The organism is Streptomyces sp. NBC_01232, assembly GCF_035989885.1.
Lineage (GTDB): Bacteria > Actinomycetota > Actinomycetes > Streptomycetales > Streptomycetaceae > Streptomyces.
Window position 1 is genome coordinate 827089 of sequence record NZ_CP108518.1, and the last position, 21932, is coordinate 849020.

Annotated in this window: 17 protein-coding genes; 7 read left to right on the plus strand and 10 right to left on the minus strand. The window is 70.4% G+C overall.

Translation table 11 applies throughout. The features are described from left to right. The first annotated feature begins 95 nt into the window (after positions 1-95). Together OG444_RS04015 and OG444_RS04020 are read left to right on the plus strand one after the other, a co-directional pair. Entirely contained in the window at positions 96-2003 is a 1908-nt protein-coding gene (locus OG444_RS04015) for a hypothetical protein (RefSeq protein ID WP_327260770.1), read from the plus strand. Positions 2004-2299: 296 nt separating this feature from the next. Beyond that, a complete protein-coding gene (locus tag OG444_RS04020) occupies positions 2300-3148 on the plus strand; it encodes a hypothetical protein (RefSeq protein ID WP_327260771.1) in 849 nt (282 codons plus the stop codon). A 232-nt stretch (positions 3149-3380) separates the two neighbouring features. On the opposite strand, the gene OG444_RS04025 is transcribed toward OG444_RS04020, so the two are convergent. Next, the gene (locus OG444_RS04025; RefSeq protein ID WP_327260772.1) at positions 3381-4268 is read right to left on the minus strand and encodes an SDR family oxidoreductase; all 888 of its coding nucleotides are present in this window, start codon (positions 4266-4268) and stop codon (positions 3381-3383) included. 412 nt (positions 4269-4680) lie between these two features. Between OG444_RS04025 and OG444_RS04030 the strand changes: the two genes are divergently transcribed. Continuing rightward, complete coding sequence (locus tag OG444_RS04030; RefSeq protein WP_327260773.1) at positions 4681-5559, plus strand: GNAT family N-acetyltransferase; 879 nt, start codon at positions 4681-4683, stop codon at positions 5557-5559. A 502-nt stretch (positions 5560-6061) separates the two neighbouring features. On the opposite strand, the gene OG444_RS04040 is transcribed toward OG444_RS04030, so the two are convergent. After that, positions 6062-6895 (minus strand): hypothetical protein, encoded by an 834-nt coding sequence (locus tag OG444_RS04040; protein ID WP_327260774.1) that lies wholly within the window; start codon positions 6893-6895, stop codon positions 6062-6064. Between the two features lie 171 nt (positions 6896-7066). Between OG444_RS04040 and OG444_RS04045 the strand changes: the two genes are divergently transcribed. After that, positions 7067-8059: a DUF4344 domain-containing metallopeptidase gene (locus OG444_RS04045; protein WP_327260775.1), complete on the plus strand. Its 993-nt coding sequence runs from the start codon at positions 7067-7069 to the stop codon at positions 8057-8059. A 254-nt stretch (positions 8060-8313) separates the two neighbouring features. Further along, entirely contained in the window at positions 8314-9147 is an 834-nt protein-coding gene (locus tag OG444_RS04050) for an SDR family oxidoreductase (protein ID WP_327260776.1), read from the plus strand. A gap of 95 nt (positions 9148-9242) precedes the next feature. Here the strand turns inward: OG444_RS04050 and OG444_RS04055 are convergent, their stop codons facing one another. From OG444_RS04055 to OG444_RS04070, 4 genes are all read right to left on the minus strand, one after another. Continuing rightward, entirely contained in the window at positions 9243-10031 is a 789-nt protein-coding gene (locus OG444_RS04055; protein WP_327260777.1) for a hypothetical protein, read from the minus strand. A gap of 698 nt (positions 10032-10729) precedes the next feature. Then, positions 10730-11620, minus strand: coding sequence for a hypothetical protein (locus OG444_RS04060; RefSeq protein ID WP_327260778.1), 891 nt, complete (start codon positions 11618-11620; stop codon positions 10730-10732). A 313-nt stretch (positions 11621-11933) separates the two neighbouring features. Beyond that, positions 11934-13706: a methyltransferase gene (locus OG444_RS04065; RefSeq protein ID WP_442810451.1), complete on the minus strand. Its 1773-nt coding sequence runs from the start codon at positions 13704-13706 to the stop codon at positions 11934-11936. Between the two features lie 109 nt (positions 13707-13815). Further along, entirely contained in the window at positions 13816-15033 is a 1218-nt protein-coding gene (locus tag OG444_RS04070; protein ID WP_327260779.1) for a 4-hydroxybenzoate 3-monooxygenase, read from the minus strand. Between the two features lie 412 nt (positions 15034-15445). Here OG444_RS04070 and OG444_RS04075 point away from each other — a divergent pair, with 412 nt between their 5' ends. Next, complete coding sequence (locus OG444_RS04075) at positions 15446-16639, plus strand: serpin family protein (protein ID WP_327260780.1); 1194 nt, start codon at positions 15446-15448, stop codon at positions 16637-16639. An 88-nt stretch (positions 16640-16727) separates the two neighbouring features. Here the strand turns inward: OG444_RS04075 and OG444_RS04080 are convergent, their stop codons facing one another. Together OG444_RS04080 and OG444_RS04085 are read right to left on the minus strand one after the other, a co-directional pair. Further along, positions 16728-17933 carry a DUF4241 domain-containing protein gene (locus OG444_RS04080; protein ID WP_327260781.1) on the minus strand — a complete coding sequence of 402 codons (1206 nt, stop codon included), beginning with the start codon at positions 17931-17933 and terminating at the stop codon, positions 16728-16730. After that, on the minus strand, positions 17926-19245 hold the full coding sequence (locus OG444_RS04085) for a DUF4241 domain-containing protein (RefSeq protein WP_327260782.1): 1320 nt from the start codon (positions 19243-19245) through the stop codon (positions 17926-17928). The genes OG444_RS04080 and OG444_RS04085 overlap by 8 nt, the downstream gene beginning before the upstream one ends. Positions 19246-19492: 247 nt before the next feature. On the opposite strand from OG444_RS04085, the gene OG444_RS04090 reads away from it, so the two are divergent. Then, positions 19493-19813 carry a hypothetical protein gene (locus OG444_RS04090; protein WP_327260783.1) on the plus strand — a complete coding sequence of 107 codons (321 nt, stop codon included), beginning with the start codon at positions 19493-19495 and terminating at the stop codon, positions 19811-19813. A 158-nt stretch (positions 19814-19971) separates the two neighbouring features. Here OG444_RS04090 and OG444_RS04095 read toward each other — a convergent pair whose 3' ends face one another. Continuing rightward, positions 19972-20304 (minus strand): hypothetical protein, encoded by a 333-nt coding sequence (locus OG444_RS04095; protein ID WP_327260784.1) that lies wholly within the window; start codon positions 20302-20304, stop codon positions 19972-19974. Between the two features lie 289 nt (positions 20305-20593). Continuing rightward, the gene (locus tag OG444_RS04100) at positions 20594-21682 is read right to left on the minus strand and encodes a hypothetical protein (RefSeq protein ID WP_327260785.1); all 1089 of its coding nucleotides are present in this window, start codon (positions 21680-21682) and stop codon (positions 20594-20596) included. Between the last annotated feature and the right edge of the window lie 250 nt (positions 21683-21932).

Below are 21932 nucleotides of genomic sequence, written 5' to 3' on the forward strand. Positions count from 1 at the left end.
AACGGTGACCCGACCGCATCCCGGGCCGGATTCCTGCCGACACCACCCCATGGGGGCCCGGCGCAGGCGGACACGGACCGCCTAGGCTCCCTGGCATGAACGAACGGGGGGCCGGGCCGGTGGCCTGGCACGTGCTGGAAGACGTACCTCCGGGCAGGGAGGAGATACCGGGCCTGCTGCGCGGGCTGGTGGCTTTCGGGCAACGCCAGAAGTCATGGCTCCGGTTGGAGGACAAGCTCGGCTGGAGCCGCGACACCCCGCTCTTCGCCCACACGGTCACCCACCTCTTCGCCCTGCTCCCGGAGCTCGACGATCGACGCCTGGTGCAGGTCCTCGACTTCCTCGCCCGGCGCGGACACGGCGCCTGCCGCAGCCCCGTCGGCGTCCACCGTGAGGCGTACGAGCTGTTCACGAACTCCTGGCCCCACGTACTGCCCCTGATCGCGCACCGGGCGCCCGGCGTGCGGACCGGCGCGGCCTGGGTCCTGCGCTCCGTCCGCTGCACCGACCCGGCCGCGCTCGACGCGCTGCGGCGGCGGGCCACCGTGGAAGACGATCCGACGGCGCTCACGTCCCAACTGCTGGCGGTGGGGAAGCTGTCGCGGGACCGGGAGTGGCTCCGTCCCTGGCTGGACCACGCGCACCCGCTGGTCGCGCTGGCCGCCGCGCGCGGCGTGCTGGCACGGGACGGCGCGGAGGCGGCGGACGGAACGGAGGCGGCCGACGACGCCGCGGGCCGTGCCGTGGCCCGGGGACTGGCGGCCGCCGGGAAGCAGCGGCTCCCGGACGTACCGTGGTGGCCCTTCGGCTACGAGCCGGACAAACGCTTCGCGAGGCGAACGGCGCCCCACCCGCACGCGTCCGCGGCACTGGTCGCGGCGACGGCTGGCCACCCGCGCGCGGAACTGCGCCGCGCGGCCGTGCGTGCCGCCGACGCGCGGCTGCGGTACTGGCGCGCCCCCTCGCCGGAACTGTGGGATACCGTCGCCGCCGGACTCGACGACGAGCACGTGGCGTCCGCATCGGTCGAGGTCCTGGCCGAGGGCGGCACCGCGGCCGCCTCCTGCGCGGACCGGCTGGTCCGCCACGTCGAGCGGTCCGGGGGCGTCACCGCCGCGGGCAACGCCGACCTGGCGCTACGGGCCCTGGTCGGCATGGACGACGACCGGGCCGCGGACTGGTACGCGGCACGCCTCGGACGCCTCTGGCTCAACACCCCCGCCCCGCTGCCCGCGCGCTGGGCCCCGCACCTGCTGCCGGTCTGCCGCCTGCGCCTCGCCGACCGCAGCCGGCCCGACACGGCGACCCGGATCCTGCACACGCTCGCCCGGTGGGGCCCGGCGGCCGCGCCCGCGGTGCCCGAACTGGTCGCCCTGCTGGACACCCCCCTCGCGCGCGCGGCCGCCGAGGCGCTGGGCGCGATCGGCCCGGCCGCCGCGACAGGATCGGCGCCCGGCCTGCTCGCCGCACTCACCACCGCCGACCCCGGGCCGGGCCGGCACCCGTGGCACGGCGGCGCACAGACCGCCGCCTGGGCGTACTGGCGCCTGACGGGCGACCCGGAACCGGCCCTTCGGATCTGCGGCGCGGCCGCCCGGGCCGGCCTCGGACAGCCGGTGCTCCGCTACCTGGCCGACCTCGGCCCGCAGGCCGCCCCGTACGCCGACGCGCTACGGCCGCTGCTGACGTGCCCCGGCGCATGGAGCCGGGTCGGCGCCGCCGAGGCCTGGTGGCGGATCACCGGCGACGCGGCGCCGGCCGTGGCGGCCCTGCTGCCGGAACTGGCCCCGCTGGCCGGACACACGACGACCCTGCCGGCCCTGCGGGCCGTACGGATCCTGGGCGCGATCGGCGGCCCGGCGGCATCAGCCCTGCCCGTCCTGCACGAGGTCACGTCCTCGCCCCGCCGCTATGGCGACATCCCCGCGGACGAGGCACTCCACCGCGCCGCACGGAAGGCACTGACCGCAATCGACCCGCCCCGGGCACCCGGAACCCCATAGACCTCTTGGGCGACGCCGAAGACGAGGAGGCCGGGCATGCCGAGACCGAGGAGCCGTCTTCAGGGCTCGCGGGGGTTGTAGGAGCCCTCGACGGTCGGGCCATCCGCAGGTGGCGCACTGGCCTGATGAGTGCATCGGGCAGGGGCGGTCGAAACGCACAACCGCGGCCCGGTAACGTACCTCTCTTCGGGCGCCGTTGGGGCCTGGAGTCCCAAAGGTGAAGACCTGTGGCACTTGGCGAACTGCCTGTCGTGTGGAGCCTGCCCCCTGAGGATGCCCGGGCTGGATGGCGGGCCTTGTGGTGGAGCGTCGGACCGAGCAACGAACTCGCGGTGGTGCTGGTCCAGGAACGGAACCTGCGCCGCTCCCCGTATGTCAAGGGATGGGTCGGATGGAGCGTGGCGGCTCCGTGTGACGGCGTACTGGTCGTGGTCTCGGGCGGGGTGGAACACCGCACGCCCGTCACCGGCATATCCGCGTGGACCAGTCACCTGGCTCTGCTGTCGTGGTCACGGTTTCTGCTGGTGTCAGGCCGTATACGCCGGGACCGGAACGGCATCTGGGAGAGGAACGCGATGGTGTACTCCCCCGGGGGACATCCGGTGAGTCATTTCTGCATCGGCGACGACATCGACTTCATCATCACCGACCGCGACGGCGGTATCTGGACCTCGTACGGTGACGAGGGCATCTACGGCGACCATCCGGAGACCAGTGCCGGCCTGGCCCGCTGGGACACCGACGGTACCCACACCTGGAGCCCTCAGGGGCGGCTCCCCGTATGGCCCCTGGGCGGAAGCGCGGGCGCCACGGAGGAGGCCACGGCCTGGCTCGCCTGGTACAGCCACGAGGGTGCCTTCGTGTCCCGGGTCGATCCCGCCACCGGCGACATCACCAGCTACCGCAACCCCCTGAGAGACACCGACGGCATCGCCGTCCGCGGCACCCGGATGCTCCTCACCCACCGGTTCCACAACCGTCCCGGCGTCGAGCTGAGCCGCGCGGAGCTCTTCGACGATGCCTGGGTGATCACTGCCCAGGAGAAGCTGCGACTACCGGGGCCGGTGGTCATGCGCTGCGCCCAGGGCCGCGACGGTGTCCTGTGGCTCCGCGCCGGCGACACCTGGATGCAGATCGAGGCCTGAGCACCGGGGCGCGACCGCCCGGTCCCGCCCATGCCCGCACCAGCGATGCCGACTGCGGGCGGGTGCGCGGCCATGTGTAGGGCGAAAGTGCTGGTCACAGCCATTCGTTGATGGCTGTGACCAGCACGGTCGACGTCGCCGGCGTCGCCGGACCCAGCAGCAGGAGCACTGGCTTCGTCGACTTCAAGCGTTTCGTTGTCAGTCTCGTCGACATCTCCGCCCCTGTCATCGCTCAAATGAAGTCAGAGGCGTGACCGTGCGCCCAGTGGCGGAAGGAGCGAGCTGGAGTTCCCGTTATCTGGTCGAGTGTGAGGTAGGCATCGCCCTCCGGGGCCCTCGTGTCACTGGGCTCATCTGCGATGCCTTCGATGCCGTCGTAGCTTTCGAACCCGAACAGGAAGTCTGCGTTCGCGGCCGCGAAGCCCCCTTGGGCTCGGTAGAAGTCGCGGGCTTGTTCGGCGGAGACCTCATCGAGCGTGATCTGTTCTCCGATCGCTTCTGCGATCACTGCAACCTGTTCGCGTTTGGTGAGGCTTTCCGGTCCAATGATCGTGTCGATCCGTCCGAGGCGGTGTGGGTCGAGCAGGTTGGCCAGGACGACGTCGGCAACGTCGGCCTCATGAACGGGATGCCCGATCTGATCAGGAAAGGGCTCCACGGCTCGGCGACTTGCCTTGATCTCTGGTCCCCATATGAAGAGTGAGTTTGTCGCGAACTCACCGGGACGCACGATGCTCCAATCCAGTCCCGAGTCCATGACGGCCTGCTCGACGACGGCGTTGTACATCGTGTCGTAGCCGGCCGTTACGGCGGCGGAGGAGACCACAACCACGTGCTCGATGCCCGCCTGTTGTGCGCGAGAGACGACCGCCTCAACGGTCTCGGGGACCGCGATCAGGACGAGTTGCGCGGCACCGTCGAATGCGTGCCCCAGTGTGGACGGGTCGTCCAGGTCGCCGAAGACCACGTCCGCACCATCCGGGAGTGAGGCACGTTGCGGGTGTCGCGAGATTCCGCGCACCGCATGACCGGCATCAAGCAGCCCTGCGACGACCGGGTGGCCGATCGTCCCGGTGGCCCCGGTGACAACAATGGGAGGGGACTTCTTTAAGTGAGACATAGTTTCTCACTATAAGACGTCGACGGGACGCCTGAGGGAGCGTCAATTCTGATCGGCGGACGACAAGGCGTACGCGGTCTCACACGAACCCGACTCCGGCACCTCGTGCTCCATGAGGCGCCGGCGGCGCGTGCGCCAGCTCCCGTCAGGTCGGACCTCGTAGCTGTGGGCAAGCCGACAGCCTGGAGACTCGCCGCAGTTGGTTCGCGCCCCGCATCGGGCCGGGCCGGCCACGCGCAGCGGCCCTCGTTAACCCGTTGCCCAGGAGCCAATCGGCCAGCTAGGTTCACGCAGCCGCTTGCATGGGTGCAGGCCGGCGCTGTCGACGAGGAGGTGTGGAGCACATGCGCAGGAGTGCCCAGCAGTTGAGTCCGCGTACTGACCTCTGCCACCTCCTCACGACGGAGACACCTTGTCCCTTCGCATCACCCCACTGACCGACCCCGCTCACGGGCCGCACGGCCGGCGTCTTGCCTGGTTGGCATCGGACGCGGATTCCATCCCTTCCGGCACGGCCTTTCTGCGCCTGTTGGATGGCGGACAGGAGCATGTGGCCGAGCTCGACCTCCGTGTTCATCCTGCGGAGCGCCGCAAGGGCGTCGGCTCCCGGCTCCTCGACACCGCCGTGGCCACCGCCCGGGACCATGCCCGACGCTGCGTCGTCGCGCAGGCAGAAGCCGGATCGCCCGGCGACGACTTCCTGGCGGCGCGCGGCTTCCGAAAGGTCCTCGCCTTGAGGTTCACCCGCTTGCCACTGGCTGAGGTGGATACCGCCGTCCTCGTCGAGATCATCGAGCGGCCGCATCCCGGCTACCGGCTGATGTCATGGCAGGGAACCGTCCCCGACGACCTCGCCGAGACGTTCACCGCCTCTCGCCGCGCCATGGACGACATGCCCATGGACGACGCCGACAGCGGCATCGTGATCTGGGACGTGGACCGCGTGCGGGCCGCGGCGAAGGCCGTCGAACAGCGCGGTGACCACCTGCACACCGTCGTCGCCGTCGACGTCTCCAACGGCGCGATCGCCGGGTTCACCGAACTCGTCATCCCCGGCAACGGCGCAGGTGACGGCCAGCACTACGGCACCGGCGTGCTGCCCGAGCACCGTGGACACGGCCTCGGTCGTTGGATGAAGGCCGAGTCGATCCGACAGGCCCATAGGGACTATCCGGACCTCGGTGGCCTCCTGACCGACACCGCCGACGGCAACACGCACATGAGACAGATCAACGACGGTCTCGCCTACACACCCACGCACACGACACACCAGCATCGGCTCGACCTCTAGCAGAGAGCGGACGAGCCGGACCGGGGCATCACCCCGCCCGGCCCGTCTGCGCTTTCGATACACGCCCCACACTTGCCGTCGAGCTGTGCGACGCCTTGCTGTGCACGGACGGCCGGGTCCGCGCGCTCGTCGACCTGGCGCTCGCTCCCGAGCACCGACGCGGGCACGGTGCCCCGTATTGCGGACTCAGCCAAGGCCGGATCGATGTCACCCGGCTGCGACGGGCCGGCCGACGTGCCGTTGCCCCGGGGCCCGTGGCGGCAGTCTGGTGCCGGCCGTGGACGTCTCTCCCCGTGGCGGCAACCGGAGGCGGACACCTGCTCGGCTCGAAGAACCGGCCGCAATCGTCAACGGCCGTTCCCAGGCACGGTGCCAGCACGCCCAATGGAGCCGCCGGCATCGCGTCGTGCGACGGATGACACGCGGCGATCTGCCGTGGCGCAAAGGCCGGCCCCCTGCGGTCACGGCGTCGGCTACGACGTCCTGCATGCCGCCCTGATGGTCACTCGGTGGCGGCCATCATCGCCAGAAAGATGAGGCCCGCCGTGACGACCCACAGCAGCAAGGTCCCGATGGTGGCCGCCACACGCGTGGAGGGGGGATAGACACCGATCGGACTGCCGGGGCGGTCCGGGTGGTAGCTGATCTCGATCTGGCTCGCGTACGCGTCCCGGCAGTAGCTGTGGGTCTGGCCGCTCGGATCCGTGTACTCGTAGTTCCCTGACTTGCCGTACGGACTGGTGCGCACGGCCACCACCGTGATGCCGCGCCGGGGCAGGAGCCACATCTGAAGGGTCCGCTCAGCTGCGACGGCACTCGCGAGGTTGAGGAACACGGTCAGGAGTCCCATCGGGACCGCGAGGATGAGCATGCCCGCATCTCCGTGCATGACGACCAGCACGCCGGTCACGATGAGCGTCACGAGACCGGGCCCGAGAGCGAGCAGGAGCCAGGCGATACCCTTTGCCTTCTCGCCGGTGCTGACGGACGGACCTGGTGGCCGGGGAGTGCGCAGCGAGACGGTCGTCACGAGCGAGGCACCGTCGAAGGACGGGTCCGGCTCCGGCAGCGCGGCCAGGGCCGTTCCCACCGCCATCGCGAACAGGCCTGCCGCAGCCTCGCCAACGCCATCGATCCGATGTGTGAGGGGCGTACCGCCGGCCGGGGCCCGCAGTTCGACCGTTACGGCCCGGCGGTCCGGTATGACGTCACGGACGGCCTGCAGGGGGATGCGTATCTCTTCGTCCCCGCGGCGCAGCGTCACTGAGTCAGCCTCGTAACGGAGAACGGCGCCGCCACTGCCGCGCAGGACAGGGGCGGACGGTGTGGTCGACATGGACGTGATCGTAAGGGGTGATCACCGACCCGTGGGCTGCGCGCCGGTGCTCTGGGCTCCGGCGGGCGAGCGGTCCCCCGAACGGGCGGCTCGGCGGGCGCCCGCTTCCGGACGGCTCGAGAATCGATGCGGGAACACGCGACGGGAGCACGCGACGGGAGCCGATCAAGGATGCCGAACACCGCCGATTGCTCGAAGAGGGCGCGCCTCGTCCTGTCAGGCGTGCTGGTACTCGCCGGGGTCGTCGTGACCGGGTGCAGCGGCGAGGCCCGCGACGCCGGGCAGGAGCCCGGAGCAGGACCTCACCCCAGAGCGACGCCCTCCGGCAGGGTCACCGTCGTCTACGAGACCCGAACGGTCAAACCGGAGGACCGGCCGGCCGTGGCACTGATCCGGAACTCCCGTGTGCTGGAGCGGTCGGCCGACTGGGTGAACAGAGCGCTCACCCTCCCCCACGATCTGGTCGTGAAGGTCACCTCCGACGTGCCGCCCGGGGTCACGGACGCGGTCACCCAGCCCGACGGCAGGACGATCTTCATCCCGCCGCCGTTCCTGACCGAGATCGAGAAGGCACTCGCCGACGTCGTGAAGACCGTCGAACGGCCCGCACCGTTCCCCGCGTCCGACTACAACACCGACGACCTGACCGTCCTGTCGACGGAGTTCATCTTCGGCCACGAGATGGGTCACGCCCTGCAACGCCAGCTCCTCCTGGCCAACCTCGGCCTCGAAGAGGACGCGGCCGACGGCTACGCGTCCTTCTCCACCGTCAACGAGGTCGGGCCGGGCCCGTCGCTGGCCGCCGCGATCCTCTTCGACGAGATCGCCCGCAAGGAGGGCCGACCGACCCTGGAAAGCCTGTCGAGCGACCACCCCATTACCCAGCAGCGGGCCTTCAACTTCCTTTGCTACCTGGAGGGCAGCGACCCGAAGAAGTACCAGCAGTCCCTGGTCGACAGCGGGTATCTCCCGAAGACCCGCGCGCCCCTCTGCCCGCAGGCGTGGGCGATGCTGGACTACGGCTGGTGGACCCAGCTCCAGCCCCACTTCAGCGAGGCGTTCAAGGCTCAGGGTGACGAGGAGCAGAGGAAGGCACACGCGCTGCTCATCGCGGAGACGAAGGCTCTGGCGAAGCGGATCGACGAGATCCGCAGCAGTCAGTGAGCCCGTTCGCCCGAGAGGCCCGCGAGGCCCGGCCGGCGGTCGTCGCGCGGGCTCTGGGCGAACGCGTGATGCGGTCGTGCTGACCTGAGGCAGTGCGTCCGGGCTGCCGTCACCGACTGCGCCGCCGTACACGGTTGCAGGCATGGAGAACGTGCCGGTCCGCGGGCGGCATCGCCGGGCGCTTCCTTGACCTGAAGCTTGCTCGAGGTCGTAGCGTGCCACTCACGTGATCAGCCGACGAAGGGAACCTCCCCGTGATCCTCGTGACCGGAGCCACCGGCAACATAGGCCGTGCCCTGCTGAAGGAGCTGCACGCACGCGGTGCCGGGCCGCTCAGAGGGCTTACCCGGGATATCGCACGAGCCGACTTCCCCGAAGGAGTCGAGGCCCTGGAGGGCGACTTCGCCGATCCGGCATCGTTGAAGCCCGCGCTGGAAGGGGTGCGGTCGCTGTTTCTCGTCTCGCGTCTGGGCTCCGACGCCGACATCCTCGAGGCCGCCCGCACGGCGGGTGTGGAGCACGTCGTCCTGGTGTCCTCCATCACCGTTCACACCCACCCGCACCTCGGCCCGGCCAGCGAGAACCTGGCGGTGGAGCAACTGCTCAAGGCGAGCGGTATGGCCTGGACGATCCTGCGGCCCACGCAGTTCGCCTCGAACGCACTGATGTGGGCGGCCACCGTCCGTGGCCGCGCGACCGTCCGTGCGCCGTTCGCCGGGACCGCGCTGCCGACCATCCACCCTGCGGACATCGCTGCAGTGGCCCGGGTGGCACTGACCGAACCCGGCCACCACGGACGCACCTACGCCTTGACCGGTCCGGAGCCGGTCACCGCCCGGCAACAGGTCGAGGCCATCGCGGCAGCACTGGGCCGGGAGGTGCCCTTCGCCGAAATCAGCCGCGGGCAGGCTCACGCACAGATGGCCGCGGTGTTCGGGGCCGATGCAGCGGACGCGGTGCTCGACGTCACGGGTGGAGACGTCAACGACGAGCTGCTGATGGTGCGCGACACGGTTTCACGGATCACCGGAACGCCGGCCCGCCCGTTCCGGCAGTGGGCTTCTGAGAACGCCGACGCCTTCCGCTGAATCTCCCGGGTACTGGACCGTCGTCCTCGACCCCGAACACCCCGAACACGCAGAACACCCCGAAGCGGGCCTCGGTGACCGCGATCGCGTCGTGATCAGGCTTCCTCGTCCGCGAGCTGGGCTGCCAGTTCAATCACCAGCTCAAAGACCGAGGCGAGCTCTTCCACGTGACGAACGACGGCGTTCCAGGCGTCCTGCAACGCCTCCTCCAGCCATCTGATGCGGTCGTTCAAGGCCTGCACCCGGTCTGCAAGTTCGAGGAGTTCACGACGGCTTCGGCCCAGCGCGGCATAGGCCTTGGTACTGCGTGTCGTGAGCGTCGCAACCATCTCGTCGTGCCGATGACGGGCAGCCGAAATCTCGGCCGTGAGTTCTTCGGCACGCCGTTCGGCGGCCGCCAGCCGGGCTCGGAGTTCCCCCGACTGTTCCTGCGCTTCTGCCAGTTGAAGGCGCAGCCGTCCCCGGTCGCGCCCTCGCACCCACCCGGTGTAGAGGCGCTGCGTGATGGCGATCTCCGCCTCGGCCTCCGCAACGGTCAACTCGTATGGGAGGCTTGTCCGTTCAGGGCAAGTGGACTCAAGGCCCCTCCCCCTCTTTGCCCGCAACACGGCAAGGATGTGAAGGCCTCTGATCACCTCCGGCCGAGTACTGCGCTTGCCGGAGAGCATCTTGGACAGGTCCGGCACGCTGGCGAACATCGAGGGCGTCCGCTCGAGGTGCGCCAGGTCGGCCAGCCCGTTGCTGACCTCGGCGAGGGTGTCCCCGGCGGCAGTGGCCACCGTTCGCAGCCGTTCGAGGAACTGCCGCTCACCCGGGGAGAACGTCGGGTCGAGGGGTGCCATCGAGCGCCCGCGCCGGTTGCCCCCCTCCTCGCTCTCGCTCACGTGCCCTCCCCTGTGCCGTGGCGCCGCGCCTTCTTGCCCGAGGCGGCAACTTGCCTCTCCTGGGAAATGTCCCCGCCCCTGTTTGTTGCCCCTGGTGGCATAAATCCTCACCCTGCATCTTCCCAGGAGGAGCACCGACAGAGTGCCGGACCGGGAGGAACCACCATGCTGAAAAGGAGCATCCGCAGCGCCGAGAACCGCAAGGTCCGGGCTCGCCCGAGGCAAGTGAGCGCGCGTTCGGTGGAGCTGATCGCCCTGCTTGTCCTCATCGCGCTTGCCACCGTGGTGTACATGGTGGCCGGGTCGACAGGGTTCTCCGTGATCACGAGTGCGGGTGGCGGGCTCTTCGCCACGTGGCGGGCCGGTGAGGCGCGGTCCGGTTCGAGCTCCCGGAGCCGGTCGAGCGCGGCCTCCGAAGAACATCGCCGACCGACGTCACGCACGGGCCCGCCCGGACGCACGCCCTCATGACAGCTCTTCGGTCAATCAGCGAATGGAGCCCGGGACGATGCCGGAGTATGTGACAGCAGCGGGAGTCACCGTCGGCGGACATCTGGTCGCGGTGGTGGGGCACGGCCTGATCCGGAGCCGATGTGGCCATGGACCCCGGTCATGGCCGACGACCCGCAATGGCCCGGCCCGGCCACCCACTGCCCACGGGCCGCGCCCAGGACGACTAGCCGGTCCGGACGACTTCCTCACAGGTCGTCCGCGTCCACGATCCGGACGATGACGCGCGTGGGCAGACGGGCGGAGTGGTCGAGGTCGTGTTCGGCATCGGCGATCCAACGGGGGCTGCGCGCGGGCAGCTCACCCGCCTCGCCCACGGGGATGCTGCCGGAGAGGTCGATCTCCGTCTCACGGATCAGGGCTCCCCCCTCCCCCAGGGTCTCGACGACCAGTCCAGGCAGGCTGACACCGAAGGGGCACTCGTCCTCAAGTGTCGAGTCCTGGTCCCGCCAGTCGTGCACAGCCAGATGGGCGGCCAGCAGCTGCTCGGGAGCACCGAATACGGCGCCGCCGGCGAGGTGCACACGCAGCCGGCTGTCGTACAGGTCGTGCAGGACATGGGCGCTGCTCGTGGTGACCGTGAGCTGTACTGCGGCGGTCTGCGTCGATTCGTCGATCACCTCGACCGGGAGCACCGAGTGCTTCTCGGGTGCGAGGCCGAAATCGGACTCGATCTCCTCCGCGTCCATAGCGGTGATCCGCAAGGTGATCTCCTCGGGCGAGAGCGGGCTCTCGCACTCCCACGAGCTGCTCTTCTCGGAGAGATGCCGGGGACGTTCGGACAACTTGGTCACGGTCTCCATCACAAGCCGTTTGTACTGGGGCGGGACCGGCGAGCCCGTGCGCCCGACGGCGAGCAGGAGGGCGGGCGCGTAGTCACCACCGCCGAAGCGGTCGGACCACTCCTCCCCATGGAACCGTGCCGTCCCGGAGAGCTCGATCTCCTGGTGGTGTTCCCACTCGCTGTAGGTCGTCGTGACCAGGTGCGCCTGGATCTCTTCGATCTGCCAACCCAGTGGGGACAGCGACAGTTCGTCCACGTCCAGGTCCAGCCGCTGCACCGTCTTGTCGTCGTCCACCGCTGTTGCCGCCCCCCACAAGATCCGCGTTTCATGAGCCGGACCGGACCCGGCAGAGGGACAGTAGTGCCTGTTCGGGGCATCGGGTCGCTCGTTCTCGACGGACCCACCGCGAACACGATCCCCCGCGCCGAACACGCGCTGTACGAGGTGGTGCTGAGCCGTGGCCACGCGGACGACCGGATCACCGTGCCCGTCTCGGACCGGCCCGCCCCGGTCATGGGCTGCGGCCGGCTCTTCGCCTTCCGGGACGGCCACGTCATCGCGGACCCGTACGGTCGGACGGGCCGCTCTCCCGCGGTGTCCGCGGTTGTCAGCCCACTTGTGCCTTGCGGGCGTGCAGGACGTGGGCGTCCAAGGGAAGCGGTGTGCGGTCCAGCAGTTCCAGTCCGGCGTCGGCGAGGAGCCGGGCGTAGTGCTCGGCGCTGCGCTCGCGGCCGCCGACGTTGCACATCATGTGGAGGTCCCAGGCAGTGGCCAGTGACGGGGAACCGTCGGTGGGGAGGAGCCGTTCGACAATCAGCAGGTCGGCGTGGACGGGCATCGCCCGGGCGCAGTGGCGCAGGATCTCGCCGCATCGGTCGTCGTCCCAGTCGTGCAGGACGCGGGACAGTACGTACACGTCGCCGCCGTGGGGTACGTCGGCGAAGTCGCCGCTGAGGAAGTCGCAACGGGCCGCACAGCCCATGGCATCGAGCGAGCGGCGCGCGGCCTCGACCGCGTGGGGACGCTCCAGGAGCGCGCCGCGCAGGGTCGGGTGCGCGGCGAGGATGCGTCCGAGGAGCTCGCCGTTGCCGCCGGCCACGTCGACGACGGTGCCGGGGGTGCCGGCCCGGGCTGCGGCGGTGATCACGGGGTGGGTGGGGATCGGCTGGAACATCCGCGCGCTCGCCGCCATCGAGCGGTCGAACATGTCGGCGAGCGCGGGGTCGCCCGCGAAATGGTCGAAGTGGTTCTCGCCGAAGACGTGGTCGAAGGCAGGCCGGCCGGTCCGCACGGTGTGGTCGAGGGCCGCGAAGGAGCGGTAGAAGGGGCCCGCGTACATCAGGGCCAAGGGGCGCATCGTGTCATGTGAGTCGGCGCGGAGCAGGCGCCCGAGGGGGGTGAGGCGGAAGGCGTCCTGCTGCTCTTCGCCCGTCGCCACGACATCGAGCATGGTGAGGTAGCGCAGGAGGCTGCCGAGGCTTTCGGGGTGGGTGCCGGTACGGCGGGCGAGTTCGCGTGTACTGATGACTTCGGTGTCCATGGCCTCGGGCAGGCGCAGGCGTGCGAACGCGGCCAGGGCCTGCGTGGTCCACGCGCCGGTGAGGAGCTGGAGGAGCGTTTCGGCATGACGGTGCGTGCTGTGGCTCTCGTTGAGATGGGTGCCCAGGACGTCGCGGTGGTCGCCCTGTGCGTAGAGCTCGAGCCGCCGGTAGCCGCACGTCGTGCCGGCGGGGGTGGTGAAGTAGAGGACGGTGCCGTCCTCGTGCGTGTTGTACCCGCCGCCGTCGGGGCGGGCTCCGTGGCGGGTGAGCAGCGCGCACAGCCCGCGGAGCACCAGCGGGTCGGGGTGCTCCAGTTCGAAGGCCAGGTGGGCCTCGTGGCCGCGGACGCGCTCGTACGCGGCGAGCGGTTCGAGGTCCGAGTGTGCAGGGACGGTGAGGGCGAACACCTCCACTGTGCGCCGTTCACCTGTCGGGCCGTGGACGTGGGGGCGCAGGATGCGGACGTTCAGTTCGGCCGCGTCGCGGCCGTGGCGCCGGGCGAGCCGTTCCCGTACGACCACGCTGGGGTGGGACGGAACATCGGGGTCCAGCCCGCAGTCGGCGAGCTGACGGCGCAGGTCGTGCGGATCCGGCGGGAAGAGGAGCAGGCCGGCGTGGGCGAACCGGCAGTGCGCGGACAGGGATCGCAGTTCGGGGCCGTGCAGGCCGGGAAGCAGCAGGGGCAGCAGGGTGGCCGCGCTCTGGTGCTCGCGTACGAAGGCTGCCGCGGCCCGCAGTCGGGCCGTGTCGTCGGGAAGCATCGTTTCCTCGACGGGCGTGGCGGCGGCGATATCGACCGCGGCGGGTACTCGGGATCCGTCGGGGAGGGTCGTGGTCATCACGGAGGCGTCCTCGGGCCGGTGCCGGGTCGGAGACCGGGGCACGATGGGGCGTGGTGGCGGTGTGCGGGGCCGGCGTGGAGGGCGCGGCCCGGGGCGGAGCGGTGACTCAGACGCCGACGTAGTTCTCGGCGAACCAGAGCTGGTGTGTTCGGGAGGTGCGCAGCGAACGGAGGCGGGCGCGCCGCAGGGAGGCATGGAAGAACGATCCGCCCGAGTGCTCCTGGCCGGGGATCTCGTGCAGCAGTCCGGTCATCCAGTGGGTGAACTCCTGGGAGCGCCAGATGTGTGCCAGCACTCGGGCCGAGTAGCGGTCGAGTGCGGTGTCGTCCCCTCGGGCGAAGGCCTCGGTCAGGGCTCCTGCCAGGGACTCCGCTGCCAGAATCGCGAGGTTCGCTCCCTTCGCGGCGGCCGGTGCGGTCAGGCTGGCGGCGTCACCGGCGAGCAGGAGGGAGCCGTGGCGCAGTGGTTCGACGACGTCGCACGCCAGGTCGATGACGCCGCGCTCGGTGATCCTCCCCCTGCGCAGTGGGCCGTGCTCCACGGCTCGCATCCGCAGGTCGAGCTCGTCCCAGATCCGCTCATCGGACCAGGCGTCGGCGGGGGTGCCGCGTCGGCACTGGAGGTAGTAGCGCGTGATCTGCGGGCTGCGGGTCATGTGGCCGGCGAAGCCCCGGTCGTGGACGGCGTAGCCGACGGCGTCGAGGCTGGGTGGCGCTTCGGCGAGCAGGCCGAGCCAGCTCACCCCGTGGTCGTGGTGGTGGCGGACGGTGGCGGCTGGAAGCGAGCGGCGGGCCGCCCCGTGCCGGCCGTCGCAGCCGGCGACGTACCGGGCAGTCCATCGGGTGGGGCGGTCGTCGTCCGGTTCTCCGGTGATGACGTACGGCCGGGTGCTGTCGGCGTCGTGCACGGCCAGCGCCTCGGTGCGGAAACGAATCCTCCCGCCGGCATCGAGGTAGCGAGCCAGGAGGTCGGTGACAAGGTTCTGCTGCGGGTAGACGGTGTGCTGTTCACCGCGGCCGAGGGCGCCGTAGTCGAGGCGGAAGCTGCCCTCCTCGGTGCGGAACTCGCACGTGCCGTGGGTCCGTCCGTGGCGGTGCAGCCCGTCGGCGAGGCCGTGGCGGTCCAGGATCCGTACGGTGTTCGGCGCGAGGAAGCCGGCTCGCGCACGGGTCTGGATGTGCTGGCGGGTGGCGCGTTCAAGGACGACGCAGTCGATCCCGGCAGCGACCAGGAGATTGCCGAGCACCAAGCCTGCGGGGCCGGCGCCGAGTACGACCACGTCGGCCGATTTCTGTAACGCTTGGAATGTGCGGGTTTCTGTCATGGCGCGGAGATCATAAGCAGGCGAAATCCCGCCGATGATCATCACTCATCCCGATGCACTAATAGAGCGAATATCACCGGGGCACGATTCATCAAGTTGGGTGCAAGTGCTGTCCGTTGAAATGACCATCAGTCTGGCCGCATGTTTCGTTGTGCCCTTGTTCGCAGGAATGGGTTCTGGTCCAACTTCTTTACTGCGCACACACGCTGGGCGATGCGAAGGCCGCTCGGGAGGCGTGAGTCGAAGACGAATCTCTGAGGCGGCTGTACAAAGGCCCTGCACCGACTGACCTCTGCGCGGCTGTCGTCGACCGGCACCGGGTCGATGCGTAATGCGCTCGCCTGCAGGCATCCCCGCCTCTACTCTCGCAAGATCCGGAAGCAGTCCGGAAGCAGGGAGAGGGCGGGCAAGTATGGTCGGTCACGGCACGGTCAAGGCAATCAACGGACTGGCCGCGCGTTGGGCCGCGACACTGCCCGACGACGGCACGGTCATCGCCGCGGCCGGAGTGTGGCCGTTGATCGGTCTCCTCGCCGACGGGGCCGCCGGCCCCGCCCGCAGCGAACTCTCGGCCGCACTCGGTATCCCGGCGGGCGTCGCCGCAGCGGGAGCACGGGACCTGCTCTCCGCCATGCGTTCGACCCGTGGCCTGAGCACGGCGCTGGGACTGTGGACCCGCAAGAACCTGCCCGTCGAACCGGCCTGGCTGGACCGCCTGCCCGCCGACGTGCACGGGCAGCTCACCGGCGACGCCGTCGGCGATCAGCAGCGCCTCGACGCCTGGGCAGACAGGTGCACGGACGGGCAGATAGCCGCGATGCCGATCACGGTGGACGACGAGACCCTGCTCGTGTCAGCGAGCGCCATGGCCCTCCGCACCGACTGGATCCGGCCCTTTACCGCGGGTCGGATGGCAGCCGAGTCAGGGCCCTGGCACGGCAAGGACCTGGCCGGCCTGCACCGCAGCAGCAGTCTGCTGAACCGGATCGGCGTCGCGGACTCGGCAAGCGGCCTCCTCACCGAGCTTCAGGTCATCGGCGCCCACGGCATCGACGTTCACCTGTACCTCGGAACACCTGAAGCCACCGCAGGCCAGGTACTGACTGCCGCCGTGGCTACACTCCACGACCGCCGGGCCGTGGTACCCGGGGATCACCTCCCTTACGGCGCCCCGGGCCCCGGGCTGTCCGTGAACCGCGTCCCCAGCGAGGACGGCAGCCCGATGCTCCGCGTGTCCACCGTGCCGTTCACCGTCAACGCCTCCCACAACCTGCTCGACCGTGCCGACCTGTTCGGCCTGCGCGCGGCGAAGGACGCCTCGCAGGGCCAATTCCCCGGCATCAGTGCCGAACCGCTGGCCATCCGGCAAGCCGTGCAGACGATGACGGCCACCTTCGGGGCGCACGGCTTCCGCTCCGCAGCCGTCACCGCCTTCTCCGCACGTGCCGGCGGCGCCCCGTACCACCCCTTCCGGGCCCGCGAGATCTCAGTCCGTTTCGACCGTCCCTTCGGGTTCCTCGCCCTGCACCGCACGTCTCGGCTCGTCCTCAACGCAGGCTGGGTCACCGACCCCGACCCCTTCCGGGAAACCTCCTACGACTGGTGACCGGAGCGCGCCGGACTGGACCAGACTGGACCGGACCGGACTCGAGGGAGCGGGCCTCACGAGCTGACAGGCTCCCCGGCTGACGAGCTCAGGCGTCGATGTCCAGGTCGAAGGCCGTCTGGACGTCGACGCAGACGACCTCTCCGGAGGCGGACCGGCCCACCCACACCGGGTAGACGCCGTCGCCCCCCGTGCAGAAGACCGCCAGGTCCGCGCCCAGGTCGCCGCCGTCGAGATGCATGCCGGCTACGGAATCCGTGAGCTTGTCGGCCTCCGGGGAGCCGCGCCAGTTCGACCGCTCCAGCTGGTCCCGCAGGTCCTGCCAGACCCCGGCATCGCCGAAGGCGCCCGTTGCCCCGTCCGTGTCGAAGCCGAATGCCTCTCCGGAACGGAGCCGGAGCGTGTCGTCACGCGGCCCGAGCGCCATCTCCCAGACCGCCACGGGGGCGTCGCCGATCTGCATCCGGACGGCCAGGACGTCCTCGTAGGACCCGTACCCCTGATCCGCGACCTCGACCAGGGCCGCCTTCACCCGGTACGTGCCCGGCGGCACGGCCACCGTGATCCTCGGCTCCCTGTCCCAGCTCTGCGGGCAGGCCACCGCCAGCACCCCGCTCGGCACACGTACGCTGCCGCACGGGACCGGATCGAGGACCGTCAGCCCGGGGATATGGGTACCGGGCCGGAAAACCCGGTCGAAGTCGGTGGACCCGAGCAGCCGGGAGGGCTCCCGGCGCCAGCCGGACGCCTCGGAGACCAGCTGTGCGGCGACCCAGTCCGGCAGTGCGTCCGCGACCGGGAGTCCCGGCCAGTCGTCGAAGCCCGGGCGGGCCGTCCAGAGGTCCTCATCGGCCACCGCCACCTCGGCCTCCAGGGAGGCACCGCGCATGCCCTCGGGCTGGTGCGAGATGCGCGCGGTTCCGTCGGCGGCCAGGTCCACCGACGTCCGGGGAGCGTCCACATCGAACTCCGCCGTCCGCCCGTCCTGGTACTGCCGCACGAGCAGGCTCCGTATCAGCAGCCGCCGCTCGTCGGTGAGCAGCCGCAGCTCGGTCTCGGCGGTCCGGCGGCCGTGCTCGTCGTACGCCCAGGTGTCGAGGACCCCGGCCTGCCACGCCACCATCCTTACCCCGAGCGGGACTTCGCGACCCGGTGCGCGATGGACCACCACGTACGGAAGGCCGGCGGCATCGCGGGCACGTGCCTCCCCGGGGGACAGCTCGCGGCCACCGGTCCGGGACGCCGCGTCCCAGGACTCCGCGAACGTCGCCGTCATGCACGTCGCCTCAGGCATCGGCGGTGACTCCGTCCCGCTCCGGGAGCAGCTCGGGCATCCCTTCCACCAGCACCACGACGGCGACCACCTGGCCGGCGTCGGAACGGCCGACCCACACGGGGTGGGTACCGTCCCCGGTCGTGGCGAAGGCCATGAGTTCGCCGCCGGAAGCCTCGTCCCAGGTGCGCTGCATGAACATGGAGCTGTCGTCGAGGCCCTCGAAACCGTCCAGGTCCGGCTCCCCCCGGATCAGCCCCCGCTCGAAGAGGGTGATGAGCGGCTCCCAGGCCCCGGCGTCGGCGAAGCAGCCGGTGGCGCCGTCGGTGGAGAAGCCGGCTATCTGGTCCTCGATGAACAGCCGGGGATCGTCGTCCGGACCGAGGGCCATCTCCCAGGTCGCCGCGGGGGTCTCGCTGACGCGGAGGCGGACGGCCGTGGGTGCCGTGGTCGTGACCTCGGCGTCATCCCACATGCAGTGGTAGCTGTAGCGGACCCGCGCCTCGTCGAGTACGTACGTTCCGGGCGGGACGGGGACCGTGATGTGCGGCCCGTCGCTGTGGTCGATGTCAGGGCCGGAGACGGCCAGCAGCCCGCTGGGCACGCGCAGGGTGCCGACCTGGCTCGCCTCCACGACGGTCATCTCGGGGTGGTAGCCGTCGGTCACGCGGACCCCGGGCCGGAACAGTTCGTTGATCGGCCCGGGCTGCGCGGGGCGCGGCGGACGCCAGCAGGTGGCGGGGGCGTCTGTGCCACCGGACTCGGCCGCCTCGGCCGCCTCGACTGCCCCGGCGACCTCTGCCGCCGCCTCGAAGGCCGGCGGCTCAGTGAGCCCGTGCATCCGGGCCGAGAGCAGCGGCCACTCCCCGAAGGCCGGGCGGTCCGTCCAGCGCTCGTCCTCGCTGAGGCGAGGAGAGGTGACGTACGAACCCCCGCCCTTCCCCCGGGACTCCTCCGTCCGCCGGCCCCTCCCGTCCGGGAAGAGGTCCACGGTGATGCGCGGGCACGCCTCGTCGAACTCCGGCATCTCCGGGCCGGTGTACTTCCAGTCGACGGTGTACCGGCGCATGAGCCGCGCCGGGTCGTCCAGCAGCCGCATGTCCAGGTCGTAGGTGCGGCGGCCCTGGGCGTCGTAGACCCACAGCCCGACGTAGCGGTCGCGCCAGGAGACGAGCCGGACCTCCAGCGGAGCCGGACGGCCCGGCTCCCGGTACACCACCACGTACGGAAGCCCGGCGGCATCCCGCTCGCCGGCCTCTCCTGCGGATATCGGCCGCCAGGGCGCACGGGCCTTGAGATCCCACGCCTGTGCGTACCCCACCTCGACGACCATGGCCGCTCCCTGCTCCTGTGTACTCGCCCTGCCTGTGTGCTGAGCTGCAAGGTATCCGCCGGCTGTGACAACGGCCCTACCTGGCCCGGTATCGGGCCGGCCGGGCCAGCGGGCATCCGGCTCCAGCGGCGCGGAGTTCCTCGACGGAAGTCGTCCGGAAAGCGTCGGGGCCTCGTCGAGGCAACCCGCTTCCGTGCAGCGGCGTCCAACTCCGTAGCGGACGGTTGCACATCACCCGGGAGGACACGTGGCGACGAAGGACGAGACGACGGACGCGGCGGGGGAGAAGGACCGCGAAAGGTGGATGGCGCGCTTCCAAGTACGGCTGGCCACGCAGCCGGGCGTGGACCGCGCCGTCGTCCTGCAGGCGGTCAAGGAGGTCACGGCGCACTGCGCGGAAACGGGAGAGCACCCGCGGACTGCCTTCGGTGACCCGGACGCCCATGCCGTAGAGGCCGCAGCGCGACTGGTGCCGGCCGAGCAGGCGGAGCGCGCGGGGCGGCACGGCGCCGTGGTGAACAGGCTCGACTCCGTGCTGAAGAGGGCCCGGGACGTCGCCGGGCTGTGAGCGGTCGAAGCGGCTTCTGCCACACGGCTCGGTGCACGGGTTCGTTCCGACAGGGCTTCCAGCCGTCGAAGCGCGGCCGGCGACGCAGTCGGCGGGCGGAGCGGCGGAGTCGGTGACCGATCCGGCTGCGCGCGTCCTGCTGGTGACGGGCGGCGCCTTCAGTTCCGGAGGCGCGTGCCGGCGGCGAGCACGCCCACCGCAGTGGCGATGCCCAGCCCCCAGGCCACGGCCGTACCCACACTGCCCAGGGCCACCGGACTCCCCAGCATCCAGCCGTACAGCACGGGCGCGTAGAGCAGCAGAACGGCGGTCGGCAGCGGCACCACCACGGCGAACACCTCGGTGCAGCCGAACGGTTGGACACGGCCGCCGGGGACGGACAGGGCCCGCTTCACCAACCGGTACAGGCGGGCCGACGCCAGCAGCGCCATTACCGCGAGCCCCGCGGGGTACCACCGGCCGCCGGCCATCCAAGCCGCCAGATAGTCCATCCTCCGCATTATGCCGGGCGAAGCGCTTTCGGAGAGCGGGTGCTGGAGGGTGTCGACGGCTGGACGGTGGCCACGGACGGCACCGGGTGGATCGCGGTCGGGGTGGCCGGGGACACCGGTGCGAGCGGCGCCGCCCGGCTTGCCGGCCATCTCTGCGTTGATGTCGCCGGACGGGGCCGGGGCGTGACCGGCGGCCCGGTGGCCGATGCCCACAGCGGCGGGCGCAGCAGGCGGGCATCGGGGGCATGTGCGGCGTTCACGCCACGGTGAAGCGGTGCGGGAGCTGGGGTCAGCAGGAGGGCAAAGAGGCCTTGGTGGTGTCGACGTAGACGGCTGGGATGTATTCGCCGGTCGACATGCGGTACCACAATCCGTTGCGCTCGGCCGGGCCCTCGTACGCGCCCAGCGAGATGCGGCGCCCGACGACCTGGCACAGCACGACGATGTCCTGGCCGATGTCATAACCGTGTCCAGTGGCCGACCCCCGGCCGTCGTCGCTGTCCGTGTAGTCGGCATAGGCCTGTACGAGGGTCGTTCCGCGGTTGTCGGACCAGGTGATGCGCGAGAGGTACCAACCGGGCTTCGAGTCAGTTGTCGGGTCCACGGCCGGCTGCCTCAGCCTCGGAGACGATTCCTTTGGAGTCCGCGTAGCAGGTGTGGTGTTGCCTCCGTCTCCCGCGCCGGCGGAGGTGCGGGTGCCGGGCCGGCTCGGTGCGGACGAGCCCGAGTTGCTGACCTGTGGGGCCGCCCCGGCCGACTGCCCCTCGCCCTTCGCGGCGCCGAAGCCCTGGAGAACCAGAATCCCGCCTCCGACGGCGGCCACGACAACGACCGCTGCGGCTAAGGCCAGGAGACGCTTCCGTCTCCTCTGCCCCGCTGCGTGTTCGACCGTCGATCCCTCGGTAGTAACGCCGTTGGCCAACTGTCGCATGGCCTCCTCGTCCGTCGTGGCCTCGACCGTCTCCCCCACCGCGTCCTCGGTGTCGACGGGCGTGGGTCCGAGGTAGTGGTCGCCCGGATCCCCTCCACACCGGCGGTAGCCCTCGGCCCAGAGACGCACCAGCTCCTCGGTTCCCGGGATGCCTTTGACTTTTGCGCACACTCGTACGAAGGAATTGACCTGCTCCCACTTCGGTCGTTTGTTCACCCCCTCACCGACAAGGCCGTGGAAGGTTCCTACCGAGAATCCGTCGAGCTCCGGCATGTCTGCGGCTATCACTGCGCTCTCACGCGCCAGAACCGCGAAGCTCGTCACCTTTCCGCTCTTCCGTAGGGCGTTCAGGGCCACCCGGTACTGGTCCCAGCGCCGGGCCGCGCCCAGCAGTTCGCGCCATGTTCCCAATGTGCGCCGCTCCTTTGCGACTTGGCCGAAGTCCAAGCATCCCCCACAGGGGGTGTCGTCCCATTCAGTTCTCTGCACATCAGGAGGTCGATTCTGTTCAGGAACGTTCAGTCGCACCTCTCACCTGCATGAACGCACTGAACGACGGCCATGAAGATCCTTGGTTTTCCAAGATTCTTTTGGGTTTCGAACTACTTGGAGGACCGGTCGCGGGCCGAGTTGTCTGAACTCAGGCCGCCACGCGGGCGGCACCCCCTCCCTATCGGAGGGGGACAGAGAAGGACGG

What these genes read in the sequence shown, in the direction of transcription:
- OG444_RS04015 (WP_327260770.1), top strand. Translation starts at nt 96, where the DNA reads ATGAACGAACGGGGGGCCGGGCCGGTGGCCTGGCACGTGCTGGAAGAC.
- OG444_RS04025 (WP_327260772.1), bottom strand. Translation starts at nt 4,268, where the DNA reads ATGTCTCACTTAAAGAAGTCCCCTCCCATTGTTGTCACCGGGGCCACC.
- OG444_RS04040 (WP_327260774.1), bottom strand. Translation starts at nt 6,895, where the DNA reads ATGTCGACCACACCGTCCGCCCCTGTCCTGCGCGGCAGTGGCGGCGCC.
- OG444_RS04045 (WP_327260775.1), top strand. Translation starts at nt 7,067, where the DNA reads ATGCCGAACACCGCCGATTGCTCGAAGAGGGCGCGCCTCGTCCTGTCA.
- OG444_RS04065 (WP_442810451.1), bottom strand. Translation starts at nt 13,706, where the DNA reads ATGACCACGACCCTCCCCGACGGATCCCGAGTACCCGCCGCGGTCGAT.
- OG444_RS04070 (WP_327260779.1), bottom strand. Translation starts at nt 15,033, where the DNA reads ATGACAGAAACCCGCACATTCCAAGCGTTACAGAAATCGGCCGACGTG.
- OG444_RS04075 (WP_327260780.1), top strand. Translation starts at nt 15,446, where the DNA reads ATGGTCGGTCACGGCACGGTCAAGGCAATCAACGGACTGGCCGCGCGT.
- OG444_RS04080 (WP_327260781.1), bottom strand. Translation starts at nt 17,933, where the DNA reads ATGCCTGAGGCGACGTGCATGACGGCGACGTTCGCGGAGTCCTGGGAC.
- OG444_RS04085 (WP_327260782.1), bottom strand. Translation starts at nt 19,245, where the DNA reads ATGGTCGTCGAGGTGGGGTACGCACAGGCGTGGGATCTCAAGGCCCGT.
- OG444_RS04095 (WP_327260784.1), bottom strand. Translation starts at nt 20,304, where the DNA reads ATGGACTATCTGGCGGCTTGGATGGCCGGCGGCCGGTGGTACCCCGCG.